The organism is Nonomuraea longicatena, from assembly GCF_039525605.1.
In the GTDB taxonomy this organism is placed as follows: domain Bacteria; phylum Actinomycetota; class Actinomycetes; order Streptosporangiales; family Streptosporangiaceae; genus Nonomuraea; species Nonomuraea longicatena.
The window spans coordinates 77,680-100,835 of sequence record NZ_BAAAHQ010000035.1; the positions used below are offsets into that span (position 1 = coordinate 77,680).

The 23,156-nt window shown below is 70.5% G+C and carries 22 protein-coding genes; 14 read left to right on the forward strand and 8 right to left on the reverse strand.

Annotation, left to right across the window (positions count from 1 at the left end; translation table 11 throughout):
- Position 1: 1 nt before the first annotated feature.
- Positions 2–1,840, reverse strand: coding sequence for a hypothetical protein (locus tag ABD120_RS27935; protein ID WP_343953099.1), 1,839 nt, complete (start codon positions 1,838–1,840; stop codon positions 2–4).
- 95 nt (positions 1,841–1,935) lie between these two features.
- On the opposite strand from ABD120_RS27935, the gene ABD120_RS27940 reads away from it, so the two are divergent.
- Both ABD120_RS27940 and treS read left to right on the forward strand, forming a co-directional pair.
- Entirely contained in the window at positions 1,936–3,582 is a 1,647-nt protein-coding gene (locus ABD120_RS27940) for an asparagine synthetase B family protein (RefSeq protein ID WP_425564046.1), read from the forward strand.
- 269 nt (positions 3,583–3,851) lie between these two features.
- Positions 3,852–5,543 carry a maltose alpha-D-glucosyltransferase gene (gene treS / locus ABD120_RS27945; protein WP_343953101.1) on the forward strand — a complete coding sequence of 564 codons (1,692 nt, stop codon included), beginning with the start codon at positions 3,852–3,854 and terminating at the stop codon, positions 5,541–5,543.
- Here the strand turns inward: treS and ABD120_RS27950 are convergent.
- A complete protein-coding gene (locus ABD120_RS27950) occupies positions 5,540–6,130 on the reverse strand; it encodes a response regulator transcription factor (RefSeq protein WP_343953102.1) in 591 nt (196 codons plus the stop codon). The genes treS and ABD120_RS27950 overlap by 4 nt on opposite strands.
- A complete protein-coding gene (locus ABD120_RS27955) occupies positions 6,127–7,239 on the reverse strand; it encodes a sensor histidine kinase (protein WP_343953103.1) in 1,113 nt (370 codons plus the stop codon). The genes ABD120_RS27950 and ABD120_RS27955 overlap by 4 nt, the downstream gene beginning before the upstream one ends.
- Before the next feature lie 134 nt (positions 7,240–7,373).
- Here ABD120_RS27955 and ABD120_RS27960 point away from each other — a divergent pair, with 134 nt between their 5' ends.
- Both ABD120_RS27960 and ABD120_RS27965 read left to right on the forward strand, forming a co-directional pair.
- On the forward strand, positions 7,374–8,294 hold the full coding sequence (locus tag ABD120_RS27960; RefSeq protein ID WP_343953104.1) for an ABC transporter ATP-binding protein: 921 nt from the start codon (positions 7,374–7,376) through the stop codon (positions 8,292–8,294).
- On the forward strand, positions 8,291–9,016 hold the full coding sequence (locus ABD120_RS27965) for an ABC transporter permease (protein ID WP_343953105.1): 726 nt from the start codon (positions 8,291–8,293) through the stop codon (positions 9,014–9,016). Before ABD120_RS27960 ends, ABD120_RS27965 begins: the two co-directional genes overlap by 4 nt.
- Positions 9,017–9,126: 110 nt before the next feature.
- Here the strand turns inward: ABD120_RS27965 and ABD120_RS27970 are convergent, their stop codons facing one another.
- Positions 9,127–9,360 (reverse strand): DUF397 domain-containing protein, encoded by a 234-nt coding sequence (locus ABD120_RS27970; protein ID WP_343953106.1) that lies wholly within the window; start codon positions 9,358–9,360, stop codon positions 9,127–9,129.
- Entirely contained in the window at positions 9,345–10,175 is an 831-nt protein-coding gene (locus tag ABD120_RS27975) for a helix-turn-helix domain-containing protein (RefSeq protein ID WP_343953108.1), read from the reverse strand. The genes ABD120_RS27970 and ABD120_RS27975 overlap by 16 nt, the downstream gene beginning before the upstream one ends.
- 322 nt (positions 10,176–10,497) lie before the next feature.
- Here ABD120_RS27975 and ABD120_RS27980 point away from each other — a divergent pair, with 322 nt between their 5' ends.
- Entirely contained in the window at positions 10,498–10,977 is a 480-nt protein-coding gene (locus ABD120_RS27980) for an ATP-binding protein (protein WP_343953109.1), read from the forward strand.
- A 600-nt stretch (positions 10,978–11,577) separates the two neighbouring features.
- On the opposite strand, the gene ABD120_RS27985 is transcribed toward ABD120_RS27980, so the two are convergent.
- From ABD120_RS27985 to ABD120_RS27995, 3 genes are read right to left on the reverse strand one after another with little or no spacing between them, the layout of a single operon-like run.
- Positions 11,578–13,848, reverse strand: a complete 2,271-nt coding sequence (locus tag ABD120_RS27985; RefSeq protein ID WP_343953110.1) for an FtsX-like permease family protein — start codon at positions 13,846–13,848, stop codon at positions 11,578–11,580.
- The gene (locus ABD120_RS27990; RefSeq protein ID WP_343953112.1) at positions 13,845–14,570 is read right to left on the reverse strand and encodes an ABC transporter ATP-binding protein; all 726 of its coding nucleotides are present in this window, start codon (positions 14,568–14,570) and stop codon (positions 13,845–13,847) included. The genes ABD120_RS27985 and ABD120_RS27990 overlap by 4 nt, the downstream gene beginning before the upstream one ends.
- Positions 14,567–15,073: a PadR family transcriptional regulator gene (locus ABD120_RS27995; protein ID WP_343953113.1), complete on the reverse strand. Its 507-nt coding sequence runs from the start codon at positions 15,071–15,073 to the stop codon at positions 14,567–14,569. The genes ABD120_RS27990 and ABD120_RS27995 overlap by 4 nt, the downstream gene beginning before the upstream one ends.
- A gap of 113 nt (positions 15,074–15,186) precedes the next feature.
- Here ABD120_RS27995 and ABD120_RS28000 point away from each other — a divergent pair, with 113 nt between their 5' ends.
- The 9 genes from ABD120_RS28000 (at position 15,187) to ABD120_RS28040 (ending at position 23,154) form a co-directional block, all read left to right on the forward strand.
- Positions 15,187–16,428 carry an ABC transporter substrate-binding protein gene (locus tag ABD120_RS28000; RefSeq protein WP_343953114.1) on the forward strand — a complete coding sequence of 414 codons (1,242 nt, stop codon included), beginning with the start codon at positions 15,187–15,189 and terminating at the stop codon, positions 16,426–16,428.
- Positions 16,429–16,435: 7 nt separating this feature from the next.
- Positions 16,436–17,749 carry an ABC transporter substrate-binding protein gene (locus tag ABD120_RS28005; RefSeq protein WP_343953115.1) on the forward strand — a complete coding sequence of 438 codons (1,314 nt, stop codon included), beginning with the start codon at positions 16,436–16,438 and terminating at the stop codon, positions 17,747–17,749.
- A gap of 12 nt (positions 17,750–17,761) precedes the next feature.
- Entirely contained in the window at positions 17,762–19,102 is a 1,341-nt protein-coding gene (locus tag ABD120_RS28010) for a carbohydrate ABC transporter permease (RefSeq protein WP_343953116.1), read from the forward strand.
- A complete protein-coding gene (locus ABD120_RS28015; RefSeq protein ID WP_343953117.1) occupies positions 19,099–19,980 on the forward strand; it encodes a carbohydrate ABC transporter permease in 882 nt (293 codons plus the stop codon). The genes ABD120_RS28010 and ABD120_RS28015 overlap by 4 nt, the downstream gene beginning before the upstream one ends.
- Positions 19,981–20,053: 73 nt before the next feature.
- The gene (locus ABD120_RS28020; protein WP_343953118.1) at positions 20,054–20,731 is read left to right on the forward strand and encodes a uracil-DNA glycosylase; all 678 of its coding nucleotides are present in this window, start codon (positions 20,054–20,056) and stop codon (positions 20,729–20,731) included.
- Between the two features lie 10 nt (positions 20,732–20,741).
- Positions 20,742–21,059 carry a hypothetical protein gene (locus ABD120_RS28025; RefSeq protein WP_343953119.1) on the forward strand — a complete coding sequence of 106 codons (318 nt, stop codon included), beginning with the start codon at positions 20,742–20,744 and terminating at the stop codon, positions 21,057–21,059.
- 77 nt (positions 21,060–21,136) lie between these two features.
- A complete protein-coding gene (locus ABD120_RS28030; RefSeq protein WP_343953120.1) occupies positions 21,137–21,427 on the forward strand; it encodes an MTH1187 family thiamine-binding protein in 291 nt (96 codons plus the stop codon).
- Positions 21,428–21,468: 41 nt separating this feature from the next.
- Positions 21,469–21,798 carry a hypothetical protein gene (locus ABD120_RS28035; protein WP_343953121.1) on the forward strand — a complete coding sequence of 110 codons (330 nt, stop codon included), beginning with the start codon at positions 21,469–21,471 and terminating at the stop codon, positions 21,796–21,798.
- A 471-nt stretch (positions 21,799–22,269) separates the two neighbouring features.
- The gene (locus ABD120_RS28040; RefSeq protein ID WP_343953122.1) at positions 22,270–23,154 is read left to right on the forward strand and encodes a serine hydrolase domain-containing protein; all 885 of its coding nucleotides are present in this window, start codon (positions 22,270–22,272) and stop codon (positions 23,152–23,154) included.
- Positions 23,155–23,156 lie beyond the last annotated feature (2 nt).

Here is a 23,156-nt window from a genome sequence, read left to right on the forward strand (position 1 = left end):
CTCAGATGAGGGCGTGGGGCTCGGCCGAGCCGTACTCGACGAGCTGGGCGGACCCGAGCAGCGCGGGGTCCTCCTCGCGCACCCGGACGTACCCGAACCGGTCGGCGGAGAAGACCTTCACCCCGTCGGCGCGGCAGCGCCGCATGAGCACCTGGTCCCAGTCGTCGGTGAGATCGGGGAAGCCCAGCTCCCGCATCGGGTTACGGCGGGCCAGCAGGGTGGCCCCGGCGATCTCCGGCGTGTGGGTGTACTCGGCGCCGGGCTGCTTGAGCACGGTGGCCTGCGGCTTGCTCAGGTGGGCGTAGAAGGCGGCCTTGCCGACCAGGTCCGCGGTGCAGAACAGGAACGCCCGCCGCAGGTCGGTGAGGTAGTGGGCGCCGTAGACGTCGCGCTGGTCCATGACCGCGACCAGGTCGGCCTCGCACAGGTCGAGGCCCCGGTTGAGGGTGGCGCCCACGGTCTCGGCCGGGTGCGGCTCGCGGAAGACCACCTCGGCGCCCGGCACCAGTTCCTCGGCGCGCTCGCCGAGGCCCGGCGGCCCGAACAGGATCAGCTGGGCGATGCCGGACTGCTTGGCGACCTGGGCCAGCGCGTGCTCGGCCAGCGCGCGGTCGGTGACGGGCAGGATGACGGACACGTCGAGCGTGGCGCGGGCGCTCGGCAGGCCGATGCGCTCCAGCAGCTCGTCCACCCGCTCGGTCATCGTGCCGGAGGCGTAGGCGCGGCGCAGGGCGGCGTGCGCGCGGCGGGAGTCGGGCTCGGCGCCGATCGAGGTGCCGCAGGCGGCGATCTCGGCCATGCGCCACGCCGGGGTGCCCGGCGGGCACTCGACGGCGGCCGGCCACCGGTAGGAGGTGAGCACGTCCGGGTAGCTCAGATGCGGCGGCAGCAACTGCTCCAGCGTGAGCACCCGGTCGACGCGACCGCCGGGCAACGGCAGCGGGTTGTGCACGCGCGGCTGCACCCCGTACGCCAGGCGCGGCCAGCCGCTCGCGGACTCGACGCTGAAGCGGTGCTCGAACAGTCCGGCCGTGGCCGCGTACTCGGCCGGGTCGCCCTGCGTGTGCCAGAAGACGGTGCGGATGCCGTGCTCGGCGCACCAGGCCAGCAGCGCCCGCAGGCCCTCGCCCGGCTCGCCGGCGATCTCCTCCGCCCACGGCCCCTCGGTCACCGACTCGACCACGAGCAGGTGCGGCATCTCCAGCGGCAGCACCCTGGCGAAGTCGCGCGGGGTGAACCCGGTCGTCTGCCGCCACTCGTAGCGCAGCAGCGCCTCGGCGTGCGGGTCGGCGATCACGGCCGCGGTCAGGTGCGGGCGGGTGTTGGGGCCGGTCGGCACCCGGAACGGCTTCAGCCGGAACGAGGCCCCGCCGACGGTCCGCGTGGAGGCGGTCGCCTGGAAGGCCGCCCCCGGACGCTCGGCCTGCGGCTTGTCGGCGACCGGCCGCCGCTTGGGCGCGACCGGGCGCTTGACCGCCTTGGAGACGCTGCGCAGCCCTTTGGCCAGACGCACCGGGTTGGACTTGCCCGACTTGATGGCGTCGCCGAGGCGGTTCCAGCGGGCCACCTTGATCGACGACAGCTTCCACTGGGCGACCTCGGCCTGGTAGCGCTGCTCGGCGAGTTCCTTGCGCAGCCTGGCCGCCGCCTCGCGCTCGTCCTCAAGCAGCTCCTCGGCCTCGGCCAGGCGCGCGGTCAGCGCGGCCAGCTCCTCGGTGCCGCTCTCGGCCTCGGCCAGCCGCGCCTGGGCGTCTTCGAGCAGGCGGGCCAGCTCGCCCGCGCGCTCGGCCTGTGCGACGGCGTCGCGCAGGGCGCGCCTGGTGCTCTCCAGCTCCGTCATCGGCCCGGCCCCGTCATTCTGACTCGCTCGCTGCCCTCGCTCACGAGGCCAAAGGATACCCTTCAACCGGTAAGCGGCAGGAAGGGATGGAACCGGTGCAGTTCAATGTGCGGCCCTATGTCTGCGGCGCCCTGGGGCGGATCGACCCCGTCGTCGTCGCCAAACTCGCCGCCGCCGGTCCCCGGTGCCGGCCCGCTCTCCAGTCCGAGCACGCCGTCCTGTACAGCACCGCGCCCCTGCCGCCCTACCGCCGGGCCGAGGGGCGCTTCGCGTTCTCCTGGGGGGAGCGCAGGCCGGATCCGGCCGACGAGCGCTCCGGTGCGTGGATGGCGGTCGCCGAGACGTACGAGACCCCGGGGCTGATCGGCGAGGGTTCCCGCGTCACGCTGCACGCCGGGGCGCTCGGCCTCGTGGACGTCTACCACGTCCGGATCGGCGAGGCGGTCTACTTCTCCTCACTGATCCAGCCGCTGCTGTCGCTGGTGCCCGTCGAGATCGACTGGGCGGCGTGGGCGTCGATCATCCAGGTGACCTTCCCGCTCGGGGAGGCGACGCCGTACACGGAGGTCAAGCGGCTGCCCGGCTCGGCCGCACTGGTCTTCGACGGCGAGCGCCTCAGCACCGAACGGCTGCTGCCGCGCTGGCTGCGGCAGGAGCCGCACGAGGCGTGGACCAGCGCCGAGGAGATCCTCGCGATCCTGCACGAGGTCTACGCCGACTACGACGGGCGGCGGCTGCTGGTGCCGGTGAGCGGCGGTTACGACTCGCGGCTGCTGGCCAGTGTGGCGGTGGCGCGCGGCTCCGATGTCGAGTCGTGGACGACCAGCCCCGACGACGGCACGGACACCGACATCGCCTTCGCCCGCTCGATCACCCGCGAGCTGGGCATCCCCCACCGGGTCGTCACCCAGGACGCCGCCGCCTATCCGGACGACGCGCTGGAGGTGGCCAGGCGCCTTGAGTACCTCACGCCGCACCACGCCTGGTACGCGCCGTTCGCCAAGGAGGTGCACGGCGCCGGGCGGGTGCTCGTGGACGGCCTGGCGGGCGGGCCGCTGCTGAAGAACTTCATGGTCAGCGGGGCCGCGCTGGAGGCCACCACGCAGGCGGAGCGGTCGGCGGCGGTGCTCAAGTCGCTGTCGCTCGGCACGCCGTCCCAGCCGTTCCTGTCGCCGGAGGCGGACGCCTGGGTCGCGCAGACCGTCCGCGATCAGTTCGCCGCCGCGACCTCGATGCTGCACGGGCACAAGGCGGAGCTGCCCCTGTCGGTGCTGCACACGCGGACGGTGCGCGGCATCGCACGCTCGGCCGTCAACCTGGTGGGACCGGAGGCCGGGTTCGCGGCGCCGTTCATCCATCCCGGTTTCTTCGACGCGGCCCTTTCGGTCGGCGTCGCCCGCAAGGCGGGCGGGCGTTTCTACCGCGAACTGCTGCACGCCGCCAACCCGCGTGTGGCCGCGCTGCCGTCCACGAACGTGATCAAGCAGCCGCTGCGGCGGGTGCCGCTGCGCTCGACCGCCGCGCCCGCGCGCGCCTACTCCCACCGGATGCTCGCCAAGGTTGCCGAACGGGTGCCCGCGCTGCTGTCGGAGGAGTTGCACGAGGTGATCGCGGGCGGGCCGGACGCGCTGACCCGCTTCAGCGGCTGGAACGACCGGTTCTGGGCGCGCGGGCTGGTGCTGTTCGGCGTGTGGCTGAGCGATTTCGAGAGCGATCTCGGCGAACTGCGGCCACCTTTCTAGCGAACGCTAAGTAACATCGCGATTACGCGTCGATCTCACGGGTATTACAGCGAGCACAGCACAAGCGGGCTCCGGAAGGCCGACGGACTGGTAGTGTTCGGCCCGTAAGCGCCGCCGAGACAGCGGGCACCGGACCACGAATCCGGGTCGGCTCAGGGCGTGGAGATCGCAGGGATGTCGACTCCAGCGCGGCGCGGTCACCACAACACACATCGCCGGGGCAACCGGTGGCTTTGGTCCTGCCCACATCTCCTTCTGTGAGCGAAACTATGATCAACGCATCCCCTGCGCCTGAGCCGGTGTCCGAGGACTTCGTGTCAGCGGATCCGCGATGGTACAAGCGGGCTGTTTTCTATGAGGTCCTGGTCCGGGGGTTCAAGGACTCCAACGGCGACGGCACCGGAGATCTGCGCGGCCTGGTCGACAAGCTCGACTATCTCGAATGGCTCGGCGTCGACTGCCTGTGGCTGCTGCCGTTGTACGAGTCGCCGCTGCGCGACGGCGGCTACGACATCTCCGACTACATGAAGATCCTGCCGTCCTTCGGCGACCTGGGCGACTTCGTGAAGCTGATCGAGTCTGCCCATGAGCGTGGCCTGCGCATCATCACCGACCTGGTGATGAACCACACCAGCGACCGGCATCCCTGGTTCCAGGCCTCCCGCCACGACCCCGAGGGGCCGTTCGGCGACTTCTACGTCTGGGCCGACGAGCCGACGGGCTACCCGGACGCGCCGATCATCTTCATCGGCGCCGAGGAGTCCAACTGGACCTACGACCCGGTGCGCAAGCAGTACTACTGGCACCGCTTCTTCCACCACCAGCCGGACCTGAACTACGACAACCCGGCGGTGCAGGAGGCGATGCTGGAGGTGCTGCGCTTCTGGCTCGACCTCGGCATCGACGGCTTCCGGCTGGACGCGGTGCCGTACCTGTTCGAGCGCGAGGGCACGGCCTGCTCCGGCCTGCCGGAGACGCACGCCTACCTGCGCAAGGTCAGGTCCGAGATCGACCGCCTCTACCCCGACCGGGTGCTGCTCGCCGAGGCGAACGGCTGGCCTGAGGACGTCGTCGAGTACTTCGGCGACCCGACCGTCGGCGGCGACGAGTGCCACATGGCCTTCCACTTCCCGCTGATGCCGCGCATCTACATGGCGGTGAAGAAGGAGACCCGCGAGCCGATCTCCGAGATCATGTCGCGCACCCCCAAACTCCCCGACACCGCCCAGTGGGGCATCTTCCTCCGCAACCATGACGAGCTCACCCTGGAGACCGTCACGGAGGAGGAGCGCGACTACATGCACGCGGAGTACGCCAAGGACCCGCGCATGCGCGCCTACCTGGGCATTCGCCGCCGCCTCGCGCCGCTGCTCGACAACGACCGCGACCGCATCGAGTTGTTCACCGCGCTGCTGCTGTCGCTGCCCGGCTCCCCCGTCATGTACTACGGGGACGAGATCGGCATGGGCGACAACATCTGGCTGGAGGACCGCGACGCGGTGCGCACGCCGATGCAGTGGAGCCCCGACCGCAACGCCGGGTTCTCCCAGGCCGACCCGGGACGGCTCTACCTGCCCGCGGTCATGGACCCGATCTACGGCTACCAGGCGGTCAACGTCGAGGCGCAGCAGAAGAGCGAGGCGTCGCTGCTGCACTTCACCCGGCGCATGCTGCAGATCCGTCGCGAGCACCCGGTCTTCGGCACCGGCGCCTACACCGAGATGTGGTCGTCGAACCCGAGCGTGCTCACCTTCGTCCGCGAAGAGGGCGACGACCTGGTGCTCTGCGTCAACAACCTGTCGAAGTTCCCGCAGCCGGTCGAGCTCGACCTGCGCCGCTTCAAGGGCATGACGCCGGTCGAGGCCAGGGGCGGGGTGCCGTTCCCGGAGATCGGCGAGCTGCCGTACCTGCTGACCCTGCCGGGCCACGGTTTCTACTGGTTCGCGCTGAAGTTCGGCTAGATCCAGCCCTGCTCCCAGGCGAACCTGGCCGCCGCGTGCCGGGACGTGACGCCGATCTTGCTCATCGCCGATGACAGGTAGTTGCGGACCGTCCCGGGCGCCAGGTGCACCCGCTCGGCGATCCACGCGACGGACTCGCCCGAGCGGGCCGCCCGCAGCACCTCCAGTTCCCTGGCGGTGAGGGGGCAGTCGTCCTCGGTCAGCGCGGAGGCGGCGATCTCCGGATCGACGTATCTGCGGCCGCGGTGCACCTCGCGGATGATCTCCGCGAGCCGTTCGGCCGGGGTGGTCTTGGGCACGAACGCGCGTACTCCGGCGGCGAGCGCCCGCCGCAGCACGCCCGGCCGGGCGTGCCTGGTCACGAGCACCACGGGCGCGTCGATGCCCGCCGCCGCGACCAGCCCGTCGCCCGGCGGCATCTCCAGGTCGAGGACGGCGACGTCGGGCCCGGTACGGCGGGCCGCCGCCACCGCGCCCGTCGTCGTCTCCTCGACGGCCACGATCTCAAGGTCGGGTTCGAGCCCGAGCAGCGCCACGAGCGCGCCCCTGATCAGCGCCTCGTCATCGGCCACCAGCACCCTGATCACGCCGCCTCCAGCGTCGCCGTCACCGTGAAGCGCCCGTCTGCGGCCGCCCAGCGCAGCCGCCCGCCGGCCTCGTCCATGCGCCGGGCGAGCGTTCTCAGCCCGCCGCCGTCCCCCGCTGCGGCTCCCGCCCCGTCATTGGACACCATCAGCTCGGCCCGGTCGTCGTGGAGGGCCAGGCGCAGCGAGACCGAGCTCGCCTGGGAGTGGCGCAGGATGTTCGTGGTCGCCTCGCGGACCACCAGGCCGAACAGCCGCCCGGTCTCCCCCTCCGGGGCCGTCGCGAAGTCGGCCTGGGTCGTGATCCCGGCGGCCCTGAGCACCTTGACGGCGTTGGACAGCTCGGTGCGGAAGGAGACCTGCCGGTAGCCGCCCACGACGGCCTTGGTGTCGGTGAGCGCCTCGCGGGCGAGCTGCTGCACCTCGCGCATCAGCTCCACGGCCGCTTCGGGACGGCTGTGGCCCAGCCTGGCCGCCAGTTCGCTCTTGAGGGCGATGACCTGAAGATGGTGGCCCTGGATGTCGTGGAGCTCGGCGGCGAAGCGCAGCCGCTCCTCCGCGACCGCGAGCTCACCGGCGACCTTGCGCGCCTGTTCCAGGCGGGCCGCCACCTCGTAGGTCCACCACTGGGTGGCGCAGGCCGAGATGAGCACGGCCGAGATCGCGACGACGAGCAGCGCCTCCGGGACGGGCAGCGGGTTCAGCCAGCTGATGAGGCCGATCGGAACGAGCGCGGCCAGCCCCACCGCCATCCGCCGTCCGAGGGGGGCGCAGATCGTGATCGCCCCGGCGTAGGCGCCGTACAGTATGCCTTCCGGCATGTGGAAGGTGCCCACGGCGGAAGACAGCAGGAGCTCCGCCACCAGGGCGCCGCCACCGCAGATCGCCGCCTTCACCGCGATGGGCTTGCCGGCGCCTCCTGCGGCGTACAGCACCAGGAGCACGGAGGCGGCGAAGGTGAGCGTGGACAGCGTGAGCAACGCGACCAGCGAGGGCGCCGTGAGTTCTTTGACGAACAGAGGCGGCAGGGAGAACGCCCAGAGCATCGTCAGCGGGGCGATGAGCAGCCAGAGCGTGTACCGGCGCAGGGCTGTCAGCGGGGGCGGACTCATGTCCGTATTGTGCCTTCTGTCGGCCGCTGCCCCCGCTCGTTATGACGGATGTCATCGGGACCCGTGACATCGCCACCCGCCCCGGTGCGCTTACGGCACTACGCCGCCGCCCGCGCCCGCACCAGGCTGGAGGCATGTCAACCAACCCGGTAGAGGTCAACGGCCTCACCTCCGTCTACGGCGACTTCACCGCCGTGGCCGGCATCGACCTCCAGGTACGGCAGGGCGAGATCTTCGCCCTGCTCGGCACCAACGGGGCAGGAAAGACCACCACGATGGAAACCCTGGAAGGCCACCGGCGCCCGCAGGGCGGCGAGGTCCGGGTCCTCGGCCTCGACCCCTTCCGCAACCGGCGGCGGCTCACCGGCCGGGTGTCGGCCGTGCTCCAGGAGTCCGGCTTCGCGGGCGACCTGACCGCCTCGGAGACCCTGCGGCTGTGGCAGCGGCTGCACCCCGGCCGTTCGGGACCGCCGGACCCGCTGGCGCTGGTCGATCTCGGCCACCGCGCCGACGTGCGGGTCAAGCAGCTCTCCGGCGGTGAACGGCGGCGGCTCGACCTGGCGCTCGCCGTCTCGACCGATCCCGAGCTGCTGTTCCTCGACGAGCCGACCACCGGACTGGACCCGGCGTCGCGGGAGCGTACCTGGCGGATCCTGCGCGACCTGCGGGCGGAGGGCCGCACGATCCTGCTCACCACCCACTACCTGGAGGAGGCCGAGGCGCTGTCCGACCGGGTGTCCATCATGGACCGTGGCACCATCGCGATCAGCGGCACGCTGGCCGAGGTGGTGGCCTCGCACGCGGCCCGGATCCGCTGCGCGCTCCCGCCCGGCGCGGGCCCGCTGCCGCCGTTCGAGGGCGAGAGCGTCCTCGACGGCGGACTGCTCACCGTGTGGACCCGCCGTCTCCAGCAGGACCTGCACCGGCTGCTGGCATGGGCGGAGAGGGAGGGCCACGAGCTCGGACGGCTGTCGGCCGCCGACGCGTCGCTGGCCGAGGTGTTCGCGAGCGTCCGGGCCGAGAGCGCGGCCGCCGAACTGGAGGGGGTCCGATGAACGGCTGGGCGGCCGTGGCGGGCGCGGAGCTGCGCCTGATCCTGCGCAACCGGACCACCGCGCTCATGGCCCTGGCGCTGCCGCTGCTGTTCGCCGGGCTGTCGTTCAGCCAGAACTCGCCGGTCGGCGAGGGGACCTCCGCCCTCGCGGTGGTGCAGATGGGGATGTTGCTGTCGTTCACCGTGTACCTGACCGGCACCACCACGCTGTCGGCCCGCCGCCAGCAGCTCTACCTCAAGCGGCTGCGCTCCTCCCGCGCCTCCGTGCTCGGCATCGTGACCGGGCTCATGCTGCCGCTGGTACTGCTGGCGCTGGTGCAGGCGGCGGTGCTGTTCGGGCTGACCGGGGCGGTGGCCGGACAGGTTCCCGCCCAGCCCGCGCTGCTGGTGCTCGCGGTGCTGGTCGGCGGGGCGATGTTCGCGGCGCTGGCCTTCCTGACCGCCGCGTTCACCTCCTCCCCCGAGGCGGCGCAGTTCACCACGGCGCCCGCATTCGTGGTGGTGGCCGCCGGACTGATCTGGACGCTGACCACCTCGCCGGAGGACATCGGCCCGGAGCAACTCGCGGTCCCCGGCGGCGCCCTCGCCCAACTGGCCCGCTACGGCTGGGACGGCGGCGGCAGCCCGTCCGGGATTCTGCTCGCGATCGCCATGTCACTGCTGGTCACCGTCGTGTCCATCGCCGTGGCCGCCACAGCCTTCCGCTGGGAACCCCGAGGCTGAGCGGACACCCGCACAGGTCGGTGGAGCCACGCCGGACGACAAAGAGCCCCGTCGGATGGACGGGGCTCCAGTCAGGCGCGAATCAGGGGATCGGCGACTGAGCCAGGCGATCAGCTCAGGTCGTCGAACTCGCCATCCTTCACGCCGAGCCGGAAGGCATCCCACTCAGCGGACGTGAAGATCAGCACCTTGTCGGGGGCAGGGTTCTTGCTGTCACGCATGGCGTAGACGCGAGTCTGGCCTTCCTTGGCCCCATCCACTAGCGCCACCTCGACACAGTTACCGCCGTTGTTGCCACTGCGGCGCGCCTTTCGCCACGTGGCGTTGCTCAGGTCTGCGTCCATTTCTCTTTTATCACTCTCTCTATGAGGTCGATGCTCGCCCGAGCAGGCAGAGCATCTGCGCAAATAGCCCGGTAACGGTTTGTGACGGCTGCGACATCGTCCGGGAGGTCGGTAACGCGCCCCTCACGTTCTGATTCCAGGTACACCATATCCGGGCCTCCCTGGAGGCTCGCAATCGCAAAGGCACCCACCAAGCCACAGCTCAGACCCGCGTCCAAGGGAACGACTTGCACCGTGATGTGGGTGCGAGTAGACGCTGTGATCAACGCGTCGAGCTGGTCGCGCATCACATGCGGTTCGCCGATAGGCCGATGGAGAACGCCTTCGTCCAGTACTGCCCACAAGAGCAGAGGATCATCACGTACGAGGATCGTTTGGCGATCGAGTCTTGCCGCAACCTGCTCCTCGATGCGATCAGGCGAGATCCCCGGTTGCCTGCTCAGAATCGCGCGAGCGTATTCCTCGGTCTGCAACAGACCAGGAATGATCAGCGGTTCCCAAGTACACAGGGTCCGTGCTTCTCGTTCCACGTCAATCCAGGAACGGAACCACGAGGGATGACTCGAAACACGAAGTAGTGGCAGCAGCCGGGTGAACACTCCGTCGGTCTTAAGCAGTTCGTCACACCGTTGCGCCAGGTCGGGCAAGGGTGATCGCTTGGCGTTCTCGATCAGGCCGATCAGAGACCCGGAACAGAACACCGCCTCGCCTACCTGATCTTGTGAGAGTCCGGCTTGAACCCGTAGACGGCGTAGTTCGGCGCCGAAGTACGCGAGCGGGCTCGCACCACCGTCGAGGTCTCGTGCGGGGGGCATCACGACTCCATCCAACAGGGTCCGACAGGCGGGCGACAGCCGGGTGACGAGGCTGGCTGTCGTAGTCGTTTCCCTACCTACGGTAATCCTCGCGGGCACCCTTGGGGAGGGCAAGACCCGAGCTTCTCAGGGTCCGACATCGAAGCGGCCCCGGACGCGGTGAGCCAACCACCGGCCGGGGCCTTGATCGCACGGAGGTGCGACCCGTGGAACAGACTAGAGCCTCGCTCATGCCGTGGCAGCACGGAAGTATCACCGCGTTCAGCCGCGATCCGGACACACGGCGGGCGCCCCTGACCGTGCGAAGGGAGGTCGGGTGGCGATGAGGCCGATCGTGGAGCTGACCTTGCCTGGGACGGAGCTGTCTGTGCGGCTGTCCCGGCAGTGCGCGGCACTGGTGCTGCGCCGTCTGGGCCATTCCCCGGGGGTGGTCGAGAGCGCGGAGACGCTGGTGGCGGAGTTGGCCGCCAACGCCGTCCGTCATACGGCGTCAGGAGATCCGAGGGGCACGTTCATCCTGGAGGTCTCGGCGGAGGCACGTGATGCGCGCGTGCTGGTAACGGTGGCCGTGCACGATCAGGGGTCGGAAGACGGGTGCCCCGTGGTGCGGCCGGTCTCGGACACCTCGGGCGGCGGGAGGGGGCTCATGCTGGTAGCCGCGCTGGCGCACCGCTGGGGTTTCCATCAGTCGGGCGCGACACACGCTCGTGTCGTCTGGGCTGAACTGGTGTCCGGCGTCGCAGGTGCGTCCGGCGACGGTTTCGTCCCCGAGCCTGCGGGCGTACGGGCGGGCGTCCGGTGACGACCATCGAGCCGGGCGACTGGGTCATGGTCGTGCGCATCTCGGACGGCGACACGGTGGCGGCGCGGGATTGGGCCGAGCAGCTTGTCGGCATGCACGGCGTGGTGCGCGAGGTTCGGGGTGACTCATGGGCTCGGGTGCGCCTGGATCAGGCAGTGGACCTGCGCCTGCTCTGGGTGATCTCGCTGCTAGACCTGGAGCCGTGGACGCCGCCCGAGCAGCCCGTCCGGTATGTGGAGATCCTGTCCTGTGGGGTGACGGGTGACCGTGGGCGGGTGCTCCACGCGCTCGCCTACCCGCCGCGTCCGGGGCAGTCGTTCCCGACGTTGTGCGGGCTGGCCGCCCGAGGGGTGTGGCAGGGGAGTCGGCCGATGCCGTGGTCGGCGTCGCATCCGCGTACGTGTATGCAGTGTTCGTGGCTGGCGCCGCTGACGCGCGCGCGGGACCCTGATCGCTCAGCCTTATCAGGCCCCATCACAGGTGTCCGGTGCCCTGCTCGAACCCGAGAACGGGCGGGCCAGTATGGGCAGCGGGCGTCCGTCGCAACCTACGCACGGCCCCCAGCGGGCGCCTGGCGACACCTACGCGCGGACGGCCCGGTCAGCGGGCGGCTGTCGGGACCTGGGCGCGGGCGGCTTTTCTGGCGGGGAGGAGGGCCACGGCCAGGGAGGCGCCCACGGCGGCGAGGACGGCGAGGGCCAGTGTGGTCGCCGACGGCGGGCGGCCGATGCCCGCGCCGACGCCGCTGGCGTGGCCTTGCAGGTCGATCAGGCTCGTCGCCGCCGACGCGCCCGCCGCGGCCCCCGCCACCACGCCGAGCACCACGAGCAGCCCGGTGCCCGTCACCAGGGTCGCGGTGAGCTGGCGCGGCGTCAGGCCCATGGCCTTCAGGACGGCGAGGTCCAGGGCGTGGTCGCGCAGGCCGAGTGCGCTGGCCGTCAGCAGGTTGGCCAGGCCGATGAGGGTCAGCACCACGACCAGCGCCACGATCACCACCCGGATCACGGCCAGCCGGTCGGCCGGGTTGACGACCCGCTGCACCTCCAGGGCCTGTCCCGAGGTCTCCAGCAGCCGGGCCCGCACCTGCGCCGGGTCCGCGCCACCGGCCAGGGAGAGCGCGTAGTACGCCGGGGGCACCGCGTCCTTGTCCTCCAGGCTGTCGAGGCCGAGCGAGAGGACCTCGCCGTCCAGGTCGGGTTCGATCGTCCGGCCGACGACGCGCACGATCAGCGGGGTACCGCCCACGGTGAGCCGGACCCGGTCGCCGACGCCGACGCCGAGCAGGTCGAGCAGGCCCTGCCCGGCCACGGCCTCGCCGGGCCGGGCGTACATGCGGCCTTCGACCACCGGGAAGGGGTAGGGGTCGAAGGAGGTGCCGAGGGCACGGACTCTGACCGAGCGGGCCTGGCCGGGGGCCAGCGCGTTGACGTCGCTGCCGGGGTAGACGGCGGCCACGCCGGGGTCGCGGCGGGCGAGGGCTTCGGCGTCGGCGGGGGCGAGCTTGCCGGGGCGGACGTGGAGAGCGGCCCTCTGCCCCACCGAGTCCGGATTTTTCGTGAAATCGTCGAGGGTGGCCCACACCCCCAGTCCGATGGTGATCATCATCATGGGTACGGCCACGCCGAACACCGTCAGGAACGCGGGCACCCGCCTGCTGAAGGCGTCCCGGGTGCCGAGGACGAGGGCGGGCGGCAACCGTACGAGGAGGGCGAGGCGGGCCAGCCGCGACAGGCGCCCGCGCGGCGGCGCGGCCGGGGCGGCGGGGATCGGGGGCGTGCGCCCGCCGCGCCAGGCGGGCAGGCCCACTGCGGCCAGCACGACGAACGCGGTCCCGCCCACGATGGCCAGCACCGGCAGCGGGGCGACGGAGCCGGTGCCGAGGACCACGGTGGCGGCCGTGAGCCCGGCGACCGTACCGAGGGCGAGGCCGGACAGCCCGAGCGCACCGTGCTCGACCAGGAGCAGCCCGGCGATCTGGGCGCGGGTGAAGCCCATCGACTTGAGCGTCGCGAGGTCGCGCAGCTGCGCGAGCACCCGGCCGCCCGCCGCGTTGGCGAGCGCGAGCGCGGCCCCGACCAGTCCGACCACGCCGAACAGCGCCAGCAGCGTGCCGAGCAGCCGGTTGTCGAGTTCCATGGCGGCGCGCACCTGCCGCCAGGTGTAGAGGCGCTGCAATTGGTCGTCGAGCACGACCACGGCCCGCTGCGCGACCACCTGGGACGCCTCGGGGTCGGACAGCCGCAGGCCGGTCACCCACTCACTGCGACCGAGGACGGGCTCAATGCGGGCGAGCAGTCCCGGCAGCACCCAGCCGAGTCCGGGCGTCCAGCGCGGGTAGAAGCCCTGCTCCGCGGAGACCGCGACGCCGCGCACGTAGATCGTGTGGCGGGCGCCGTTCAGCGCGGTGACGGTGACGGCCGCGCCGACCCGCAGTCCGAGGGCCTCGGCGAAGGACTGCTCGACGACCACGCCGTCGGGCTGGGCGGGGTCGAGCCAGCGGCCCTCGGTCACGACCGGGTGGGCCACCTCCGGCGGAGTGGAGGCGAAGGCGCGCAGCGCGGCGGGCGCCTTCTCACCGTCGCGCACGACGGTCACGGCCGCCGACCGGTACGGCCCGGCCGTCTGGACCACCCCGTCGATCGCCCGCAGGTCGCCGATCTGCGGGCTGTCCTTGGTGTGCAGCCACACGTGGGCCCCGCCCGTCTGGGCGAACAGGCTGCGCCACGGATTGGTGCCCTCCTGCAAAAGGGTGGCCGCCATGATCAGCGCGGCCACGATCCCGGCGACGGCCAGCACCGTGAGCAGCGCCTGCCCGCGCCGTGCCCGCAGGTCGGCCCTGATCCACCTGGCGCCCGCCCGGAATGAGCTCATCGCAGCTCGATGACCTCGCCCACGGTCCCCGTACGGCGCCGCCGCGCGATGCGCCCGTCGTCGACGACCTCCCCGTCGAGCAGGCTGACGCACCGGTCGGCCAGGCTCGCGACCCGGGCGTCGTGCGTGACCATGACGATGGTCTGGCCGTCCTTGTGCACCCGGCCGAGCAGGCGCAGCACGTCGCGGGTGTTGCGGCTGTCGAGGTTGCCCGTGGGCTCGTCGGCCAGCAGCAGCGTGGGCTGGTTGGCGAGGGCCCGCGCGAGCGCGACCCGCTGCTGCTCGCCGCCGGACAACCGGGCGGGCGGCGCGTCGGCGCGCTCGGTGAGGTTGAGGGCGTCGAGCAGGTGCTCTCTGCGCTCGCGCGCCTCCTTGGGCGTGGCCCCGGCGAGCAGCGCGGGCAGTTCGACGTTGTCGGCCACGGTCATGCTGGCCACCAGGTTGAAGAACTGGAAGACGAAGCCGATCCGCTTGCGGCGCAGCATCGCCCAGGCCGACTCGGACAGGGTGTCCACGCGCTTGCCGCCGAGCCAGATCTCGCCGCTGGTGCGGGCGTCGAGGCCGCCGAGCATGTGCACGAGGGTGGACTTGCCCGACCCGGACGGCCCCATGATGACGACGAACTCGCCCTCTTCGACGTGCAGGTCGACGCCTCTGACGGCGGGCACGGGCACCGCGCCGCCCGCGTAGATCTTCACCAGGTTGACGGTCTTCAGGATCACAGCAGGTCCTCCTGGCAGCGCTGCAGCCAGTCGAGGTCGGCCTGGAGGTGCAACATGGCCCCTTCGATCAGCAGGCAGGCGATCCGGTTGGCCGGGTCGGTGCGCTCCAGGAGGTCGTCGAGGTCGCGTACGAGCGCGAGATAGTGGCGGCGCTGGCGGTTGATGAGGGCCGCACGGTCGGCGATGCCGGTCAGCGGGGCGAGGACGAGCTTCATGAAGAACTCGTCGCGGACTCGGGGGCCCTCGGTGGGCTCGTCCACCCACTGGGTGAGAACGTCCCTGCCCTGGGCAGTGAGGTAGTAGACCTTCTTGTTGGGCCGGTTGGACTGCTCGACGTCGACGGCTCTGACCAGGCCGTCCTTCTCCAGCCTGCCGAGCGTGACGTAGATCTGGCCGATGTTGGGCGAGGGATAGGCGCTACCGAAAGTATGTTCGAGAGCCTGCTTGAGCTCGTAGCCGTGGGCCGGCTCTTTGGCCAGGAGTGCCAACAGGTGCAGCCGCACCGCACCACCTCCACGCACGTTACGAACGCGTTATTGACCTCCAGATTACCTGTGTGCATAACATGAATGCATCTACCTAACACGTATGTAGCCCCCGACTGCGGAGGTGCCCGGTGTTCCGCGTGCTGCCTGTCCTGATCGCCGCCGTCCTGGCCGCGGGCTGCGCGGCCTCGGGCGGCGACGAGGCGGGCGGGGCGGACGTCGCCGACGGCACCGGCCCGATCACCTTCGCCACCGGGCGCGACACCACCGCCTACCTGCAACCCCTGCTCGACCGCTGGAACCGCGCCCACCCGGGCGAGGAGATCTCGCTGATCGAGTTGCCGGAGGAGGCCGACGAGCAGCGCGCCCAAATGGTCTCCAACCTCCAGGCCCGCAGCGACCGGTACGACGTGCTCGGCCTCGACGTGATCCAGACCGCCGAGTTCGCGGACAACGGCTGGATCATCCCGCTGGAGCGCGGCCGCTTCCCGCTCGGCACGTTCCTGCCGCAGGTCGTGGACACGGCGACCTACAAGGGCAAGTTGTGGGCGGTGCCGTACACGACGAACGCGGGTCTGCTCTACTACCGCACCGACCTCGTGAGCGAGCCGCCCACGACCTGGGCGGAACTTCGCGAACAAGCCATCAAAATCACGAAAAATCATGAAATTGGGGGGTACGCGGGGCAGTTCCTCGCCTACGAGGGACTCACCGTGAACTTCTCCGAAGCCGTCTCCGGCCAGGTGCTCAGCCCCGACGGCGGCCGGGTCACCCTCGACCCGGCCCGCGCCGGGGCCGCGCTCGACTTCCTGCGCCAGGGGGTGACCGAAGGCTGGATCCCCAGGAACGCCCTCGCCTACAAGGAGGAGGAGTCGCGCCTGGCCTTCCAGAACGGCGAACTCGCCTTCGCCCGCAACTGGCCCCACGCCTACGGCCCCGCCAGGGAGAAGCTCGGCGACCGCGTCGCCGTCGCCAGGCTGCCCGGCCCCGACGGCCCCGGCGTGAGCGCGCTCGGCGGCCTCAACCTCGCCGTCAGCGCCTACTCCAAGCACCAGAAGACCGCCCAGGACTTCATCGCCTACTTCACCGGCCCGGACAACCAGCGACGGGTGCTCACCGAAGGCTCGTTCGCGCCCGTGCTCGCCGAGATCTACGACGACCCCGCCCTGATCCGGCGCTATCCGTACCTGCCCGTGCTCAAGGAGAGCATCCTGGCCGCCAAGCTGCGGCCGGCCACCCCCAACTACAACCAGCTGAGCCTGGTGATCGCCAGCGCGGTCGCCAAGGCGATCGGCTCGCCGTCCGAGCAGTCCACCGGCGCCGTCGTGACGGCGCTCACGGCGGACCTCAAGGAATCGTTGAACCCCCAGTGAGGCAGTCATGCGAAAAACAGCCCTCGTCGTCGCGGGACTCGCGGTAGCGGTCGCGGCCTGCGGCAACGCCCCCACCACCGAGACCCCCGCCGCCCCCGCCTCCTCCGGCGCCCCCGGCAAGACCCTCGAAGGCGTCAAGATCGAGGTCGCCGCCAAGTGGACCGGCTCCGAGCAGCGCAACTTCGAGCAGGTGCTCAAGGCGTTCTCCGACAAGACCGGCGCCCAGGTCACCTACGCCTCCACCGGCGAGGACACCGGGGCCTTCCTCGGCCCGCGCATCCAGAGCGGCAGCCCGCCCGACGTCGCGATCCTCCCCCAGCCCGGCCTGGTGCAGCAGTACGCCGCGCAGAAGGCGCTCAAGCCGCTCAACAGCGCCGTCGTCAAGCAGCTCGACGACAACTTCACCGACTACTGGAAGGAACTCGGTTCGGCCGAGGGCCAGCCGTACGGCGTGCTCGTCAAGGCCGCGCACAAGTCGCTGGTGTGGTACCGCCAGCCCGCCTTCGACGAGGCGGGCGTGCAGCCGCCCGCGACCTGGGACGAGCTCCTGAAGATCTCCCAGACCATCGCGGACTCCGGCACCCCGCCCTTCTCCCTCTGCGGCGCCTCCGGCTGGACCCTCACCGACCTATTCGAGAACGTCTACCTGTCCACCGCCGGACCGCAGAAGTACGACCAGCTCGCCAAGCACGAGATCCCCTGGACCGACCCGTCGGTCACCACCGCCCTGACCAAGATGTCCGAGATCTTCAGCAAGAAGGAGTTCGTCAACGGCGGCAGCGCCGGCGCCCTCCAGACCGACTTCCCCACCTGCGTCACCAACGTCTACGGCCAGAAGAAGGCCGCCATGGTGATCGAGGCCGACTTCGTCGCCGTCTCCGCCGTCGACGCCGGCGCCACGGTCGGCGGCGACGCCAAGACCTTCCCGTTCCCCAAGGTCGGCGACACCGCACCGGTCGTGCTCGGCGGCGACGTCGCGGTCGCGCTCAAGGACTCGCCCGGCGCGATGGCGCTCATCGAGTTCCTCGCCTCCAAGGAGGGCGGCGAGATCTGGGCGAAGCTGCCCGGCTACCTGTCGGCCAACCGCAACGTCTCCCCCGACCTGTACCCCGACCCGCTGACCAAGCAGCTCGGCCAGACGATCGTCGCCGCAGGGGAGGCGGTCCGCTACGACATGTCCGACCTCGCGCCCAGCGCGTTCGGCGGCACCGACAGCAAGGGCGAATGGAAGCTGCTCCAGGACCTGCTGCGCGACCCGGGCGACATCAAGGACATCCAGTCGCAACTCGAAGCCGAGGCCAAGAAGGCCTGGAAGAAGTAGAGGGAGCAGGCCGTGACCGAACGGTCGAAGAAACCGGCCCGGGTCCGCCGCCTCGGGCCCGGCCCGCTCGTGGGCCTGCTGTTCCTGCTCCCCGCCGCCGTCCTGCTCGGCGTGTGGGTGGTCTACCCCATCGTCTACTCCGTCGTCCGCAGCCTGTTCGACGCGCCGGGCACCGGATTCGTCGGGCTGTCCAACTACGGGACGCTGCTGGGCGACGACACCACGCTCTACACGATCATCCACAACCTGTGGTGGGTGGTGCTGGCGCCGGTGGTGGTGACCGTACTCGGGCTGGTCTTCGCGGTCCTGACCGAGCGGATCAGGTGGGCGACGGCGTTCAAGCTGATCGTCTTCATGCCCATGGCCATCTCGCTGATGGCCGCGGGCGTGATCTTCCGGCTCGTGTACGAGCAGGCGCCGGACCGGGGGGTGGCCAACGCCGTACTGACCACGGTCGCGAGCCCGTTCTCCAGCGAGGGCTACCCGGACGCGCGCCCGCGCGAGAGCGACGCGCTCACCTCCAGGGACGGCGCGATCGTCACCACCGCGCCCGCGCAGCCGGGGCAGCCGGTGCTCATCCCGATCGTCGGCATCAAGCAGCAGAACATGCCCGAGACCGCCCGCCCGGCCGCGCCCGCGGCTCCTGCCCAGGGCGGCGGCTTGGCGGGCACGGTCTGGTTCGACTTCAGCCCCGGCGGGCAGGGCACCTCGGGGCAGATCGACGCCCCCGAGCGGGGCCTGCCCGGGATGACCGTGGAGGCGGTCCAGGACGGGCGGGTCGTCGCCAGCGCGACGACCGCCGACGACGGCACCTTCAGCCTCCAGGGGGTGAACGGCCCCGCCGAGGTACGGCTGCCGAAGGAGAACTTCAGCGCCGCCTACAGCGGTGTCAACTGGCTCGGCCCCGCCCCCGTCTTCGCACCTGAACTGGGACTGTCGATCGTGACGCTGTCGATCGTCATGGCCTTCGTCTGGGTCTGGGCGGGATTCGCCATGGTGCTGATCGCCGCCGGGCTCGCGGCCATCCCCCGCGACGCGCTGGAGGCGGCCCGCATCGACGGCGCGAGCGAGTGGCAGGTGTTCAAGAAGATCACCGTGCCGCTGCTGTCGCCGGTGCTCGTCGTGGTCTTCGTCACGATGATCATCAACACGCTGAAGGTCTTCGACCTCGTGTACATCATCGCCCCGCCGTCCGTGCAGCCGCAGGCGAACGTGATCGCGCTGGAGATGTGGCGGGTCTCCTTCGCCGAGGGTGACCAGGGCCTCGGCAGCGCGCTGGCGATCTTCCTGCTCCTGCTGGTCCTGCCCTTCATGATCATGAATATCCGCCGATTCAGGAGGGAGGCTTCATGACTGCTCACGCCGATCACGCGGGCGCGGTCCGGCGCGGCCCGGTCGGCCGCCTGGCGGACGCGGTCGGCGGTGGGCTCGCCCAGGCCGTGATGCTCCTCATCGGCCTGTTCTGGCTGGTGCCGACCCTCGGCCTGCTCGTCGTCTCTCTCCGCGACGAGAGCGTCAACGCCGCCGAAGGCTGGTGGACGGTCTTCACCAAGCCCGCCCAGCTCACGATCGACAGCTACAGCAGCCTGCTCGCCACCGGGTTCACCGCCTCCTTCTGGAACACCGTCCTCATCACGGTGCCGACGACGGTCCTGGTGATCGGCATCGCCGCGATGGCCGCCTACGCCTTCGCCTGGATGACCTTCCCCGGCCGCGACGTGCTGTTCCTCGTCGTCGTCGCGCTGATGATCGTCCCCGTCCAGATCGCGCTGATCCCGATCGCCGCCCTGTACGGCCAGCTCGGCGTCTTCGGCTCGATCAGCGGCGTCGTGTTGTTCCACATCGCCTTCGGCCTGCCGTTCGCCATCTTCCTGCTCCGCAACTTCTTCGCCGGCATCCCGGCCTCGCTGCTTGAGGCCGCGCGCATGGACGGCTCCTCCGAATGGCGGATCTTCGCGACGATCGTCTTCCCCCTGGCCAAACCCGCCATCGCCTCCCTGGGCATCTTCCAGTTCCTCTGGGTCTGGAACGACCTGCTGATCGCGCTGGTGTTCGCCGACACCGACTCCCAGCCGATGACGAAGGCCCTGCAGTCCGAGATGCGGCAGTTCGGAACGAACGTGGACATCATCGCTCCGGGCGCGTTCCTCTCCCTGCTCGTCCCGCTGGCGCTCTTCTTCGCCTTCCAGCGGTACTTCGTGCAGGGCATGATGGCGGGCTCGGTGAAGTAGAGATCGATTTGGTACGGCTTGTGCCTGCTGTTTCGGGCGCAAGCCGTACCGGAGCTGGATAGGCTCATCGGCCATGGCAGCACGTCCCCTGAACGAAATCGTCGAGGCCGGCTGGGCCCAGGCACTCGAGCCCGTATCCGAGCGTATCTCCACCATGGGCGAGTTCCTCCGCAAGGAGATCGCCGAAGGCCGGCAGTACCTCCCCGCAGGCGCGCACGTGCTGCGCGCGTTCAACCAGCCCTTCGACGACGTCAAGGTGCTGATCGTGGGGCAGGACCCCTACCCCACCCCCGGGCACCCGATCGGGCTGTCCTTCTCCGTCGCCCCCGACGTGCGGCCGATTCCCGGCAGCCTCCTCAACATCTACAAGGAGATGGAGAGCGACCTCGGCCTGCCCCGCCCCGCCAACGGCGACCTCACCCCGTGGGCCGAGCAGGGCGTCCTGCTGCTCAACAGGGTCCTGACCGTGATGCCGGGCAAGCCCGCCTCCCACCGGGGCAAGGGCTGGGAAGAGGTGACCGAACAGGCCATCCGCGCCCTCGCCGCCCGCAGCAAGCCCATGGTCGCCATCCTGTGGGGCCGCGACGCGCGCAACCTCGCCCCCATGCTCGGCCATGTGCCGCGCATCGAGTCCGCCCACCCGTCGCCGCTGTCGGCGCGCAACGGCTTCTTCGGCTCGCGGCCGTTCAGCCGGGCCAACGAGCTGCTGATCCAGCAGGGCGCGACGCCTGTCGAGTGGAAGCTCCCCTAGAGTCGTCACCATGAGCGATGAAGGAAAGTTCCTGCGTCTCACGGTCGAGCTGACCGTCGAGGTGCTCGACATCGACGCGCTGCAGGCCGCGGCGCTGGGCGAGATCCGCCACCCTGAGGCCGACCTCTCGGACGAGGAGCGCAAGGAGCAGATCGCGCTGGTCAACGCCGACGAGACCGGGGCGACCGCGCTGCAGTGGCTGATCGAGCCGGATCACGTGCTCCAACTCGTCAACCACATCGACGAGATCGAGCCTCGTGAGGCGGTGCTCGGTGTCGAGCCGTCCGACGCGCCCAGCGACGAGGACGAGCACGAGCACGACCACTGATCGCGCCTGACGGCCGCGGCGGTTGATCGCCGCCGCGGCCGTCACGCCGTCCGACCACCGTCTGAAGGAGGCATCACGTGATCGTCGCGTTCTCCATCACCCCGCTCGGCGTCGGCGAAGGGGTCGCCGAGCCGGTCGCCAGGGCGGTCAAGGTCGTCCGCGAGAGCGGGCTGCCGAACCGGACCGATGCCATGTTCACCACCGTCGAGGGTGAATGGGACGAGGTCATGCCGGTGATCAAGGCGGCCGTCGACGCGGTGGCGGAGGTGGCGCCTCGGGTGAGCCTGGTCCTCAAGGCCGACCTGCGCGAAGGTGTCACCGACGGGATGACGAGCAAGATCGAATCGCTTGAGCAACACTTGCGGTAGAGGGGTTTCGCCGGGCTTTCGGGGCGTGTTAGATATCGCGAGTGCGGAGTTCCCCGGTGGTGCCCATCGTCATCGGGGGCCTGCTGCTCGTCTTTCTGGGGGCGGCGGCGGTGGTACTGGTGACGGTGTTCACGGCCCGCACCGCGACAGTCGATCCGGACAAACGGCAACCGCTGCCCACGGCGAGCGTGTCTCAGCCGGGTTCCGCGCCGGTGCCGTCCGGGCCTGCTGAAACGGCGCCCATTCCACCGGGGGCGCCGTCCGGGCCCGGTGTGACGACGCCCGACCTGCAGAACCCGCCGCCCGGACCTGACGGAACGACCCCCGACCTTCACGGCCCGCCATCCGGCAACGCCCCGCAGGCGCCCTGACCGCCGATGGGCGGCTCGCGAACCTCGCCCGCCGTATGCCCTGAGCAGAACCGTCGCCTCCCCGGGACCCCACGGCCGCGCATTCAGGGCATCTCACCCGAGGCCCCACGACCGTAATCCAGGACATCTCACCGAGACCCCACGACCGCACGTTCAAGGCATCGCGACCATTCGACCGCGATCCTCAGCGAACCCGGCGACGATCTGGCGGCCCTCGAAGACTCCGCACCGCGACGGCACGACCCCGCAGCCCGCGCCCCACACGTCGAACTCGACTAGGACGGTACCCCGTATCCGTCGAGCAGTCCCTTACAGCCATCCAGTGTGCCTGGAAGCGTGATAAAAGCCGCCTGGCAGCGCTGCCGGACATCGTTGAGCACATCGAACGAACCGCCCGGAAGGCAGTGAGATGGCAGCGAACGAGAACGTGCAGCAGGTACTCGACCGAAGCGTCGCCGAGGTCGGATCGCGGTGTCCCAGCCGCCCGTCGGCGCGCCCGGCGAACGCTTCGAGTACGCCAACGGCGGCTTCTACATCGCCGGCGCGATCATCGAGAAGGTCACCGGCAACGATTACGCCGAGGAGGTCGACCGCCGGGTCATCCAGCCGCTCGGCCTGACCCACACCAGGGTCCAACCCACCACCGAGACCGGCTACCCGGCCCCGCACCCGCGCGCCTACTCGCAGCAGTTCCTCAAGGACGGCGCCGACCCCGCAGCGGTCACCCCGGAGAACTGGCAGTCGCTGATGGAGGAGCCCGGCCTGCCGCCCCTGGACGTCACCGAGCTCAGCTCTTCCTCGGCGTACGCGGCCGGCAACGTCGTCACCACCACGACGGACCTGATCCGCTTCTTCACCGCGATGACCACCGGCAGCCTGCTGCCGCCCGCCCAGCACCGGCGGATGTGGACCACCGTCTCCACCGAGGGCGGCCACTGGATGCCGCACGCCCGCTACGGCCTGGGCATGTTCGAGTTCGACAAGCAGGCGACCGGCGGGGCCGGACCCTGCGCGGCGTCGGCGGCAGCTTCTGGGGCTCGCACTGCTTCGCGATCGGCACCCCCGACGGCCGGCACACGATCGCCGTGCACACCAACACCGAATGGAAGACCTGGGACACCATCTTCAAGATCGTCGAAGCGGAGTTCGGCATCTCCGTCGGCGCGTAAGCCAGCCGCTCGCCGCCGCCCCTTCTTCACCGAAGCCAACCTGCGCATCCACGCGTTCCAGCGCACCGGCACCACCACCGAGCTCCGCGCTCGCCTCACCCATGGCGACAGCCTGCTCAACCGTGTCTCCCAGTTGGCCCGCACATCTCCCTTTGCACGAACACACCACTTGCCGGAAAGGCGATAGAC

Excerpts from the sequence above, each read along its gene's own strand:
- ABD120_RS27935 (WP_343953099.1), bottom strand. The coding sequence starts at position 1,840 with ATGACGGAGCTGGAGAGCACCAGGCGCGCCCTGCGCGACGCCGTCGCA.
- treS (WP_343953101.1), top strand. The coding sequence starts at position 3,852 with ATGATCAACGCATCCCCTGCGCCTGAGCCGGTGTCCGAGGACTTCGTG.
- ABD120_RS27955 (WP_343953103.1), bottom strand. The coding sequence starts at position 7,239 with ATGAGTCCGCCCCCGCTGACAGCCCTGCGCCGGTACACGCTCTGGCTG.
- ABD120_RS27960 (WP_343953104.1), top strand. The coding sequence starts at position 7,374 with ATGTCAACCAACCCGGTAGAGGTCAACGGCCTCACCTCCGTCTACGGC.
- ABD120_RS27965 (WP_343953105.1), top strand. The coding sequence starts at position 8,291 with ATGAACGGCTGGGCGGCCGTGGCGGGCGCGGAGCTGCGCCTGATCCTG.
- ABD120_RS27970 (WP_343953106.1), bottom strand. The coding sequence starts at position 9,360 with ATGGACGCAGACCTGAGCAACGCCACGTGGCGAAAGGCGCGCCGCAGT.
- ABD120_RS27975 (WP_343953108.1), bottom strand. The coding sequence starts at position 10,175 with ATGCCCCCCGCACGAGACCTCGACGGTGGTGCGAGCCCGCTCGCGTAC.
- ABD120_RS27980 (WP_343953109.1), top strand. The coding sequence starts at position 10,498 with ATGAGGCCGATCGTGGAGCTGACCTTGCCTGGGACGGAGCTGTCTGTG.
- ABD120_RS27985 (WP_343953110.1), bottom strand. The coding sequence starts at position 13,848 with ATGAGCTCATTCCGGGCGGGCGCCAGGTGGATCAGGGCCGACCTGCGG.
- ABD120_RS28005 (WP_343953115.1), top strand. The coding sequence starts at position 16,436 with ATGCGAAAAACAGCCCTCGTCGTCGCGGGACTCGCGGTAGCGGTCGCG.
- ABD120_RS28015 (WP_343953117.1), top strand. The coding sequence starts at position 19,099 with ATGACTGCTCACGCCGATCACGCGGGCGCGGTCCGGCGCGGCCCGGTC.
- ABD120_RS28020 (WP_343953118.1), top strand. The coding sequence starts at position 20,054 with ATGGCAGCACGTCCCCTGAACGAAATCGTCGAGGCCGGCTGGGCCCAG.
- ABD120_RS28025 (WP_343953119.1), top strand. The coding sequence starts at position 20,742 with ATGAGCGATGAAGGAAAGTTCCTGCGTCTCACGGTCGAGCTGACCGTC.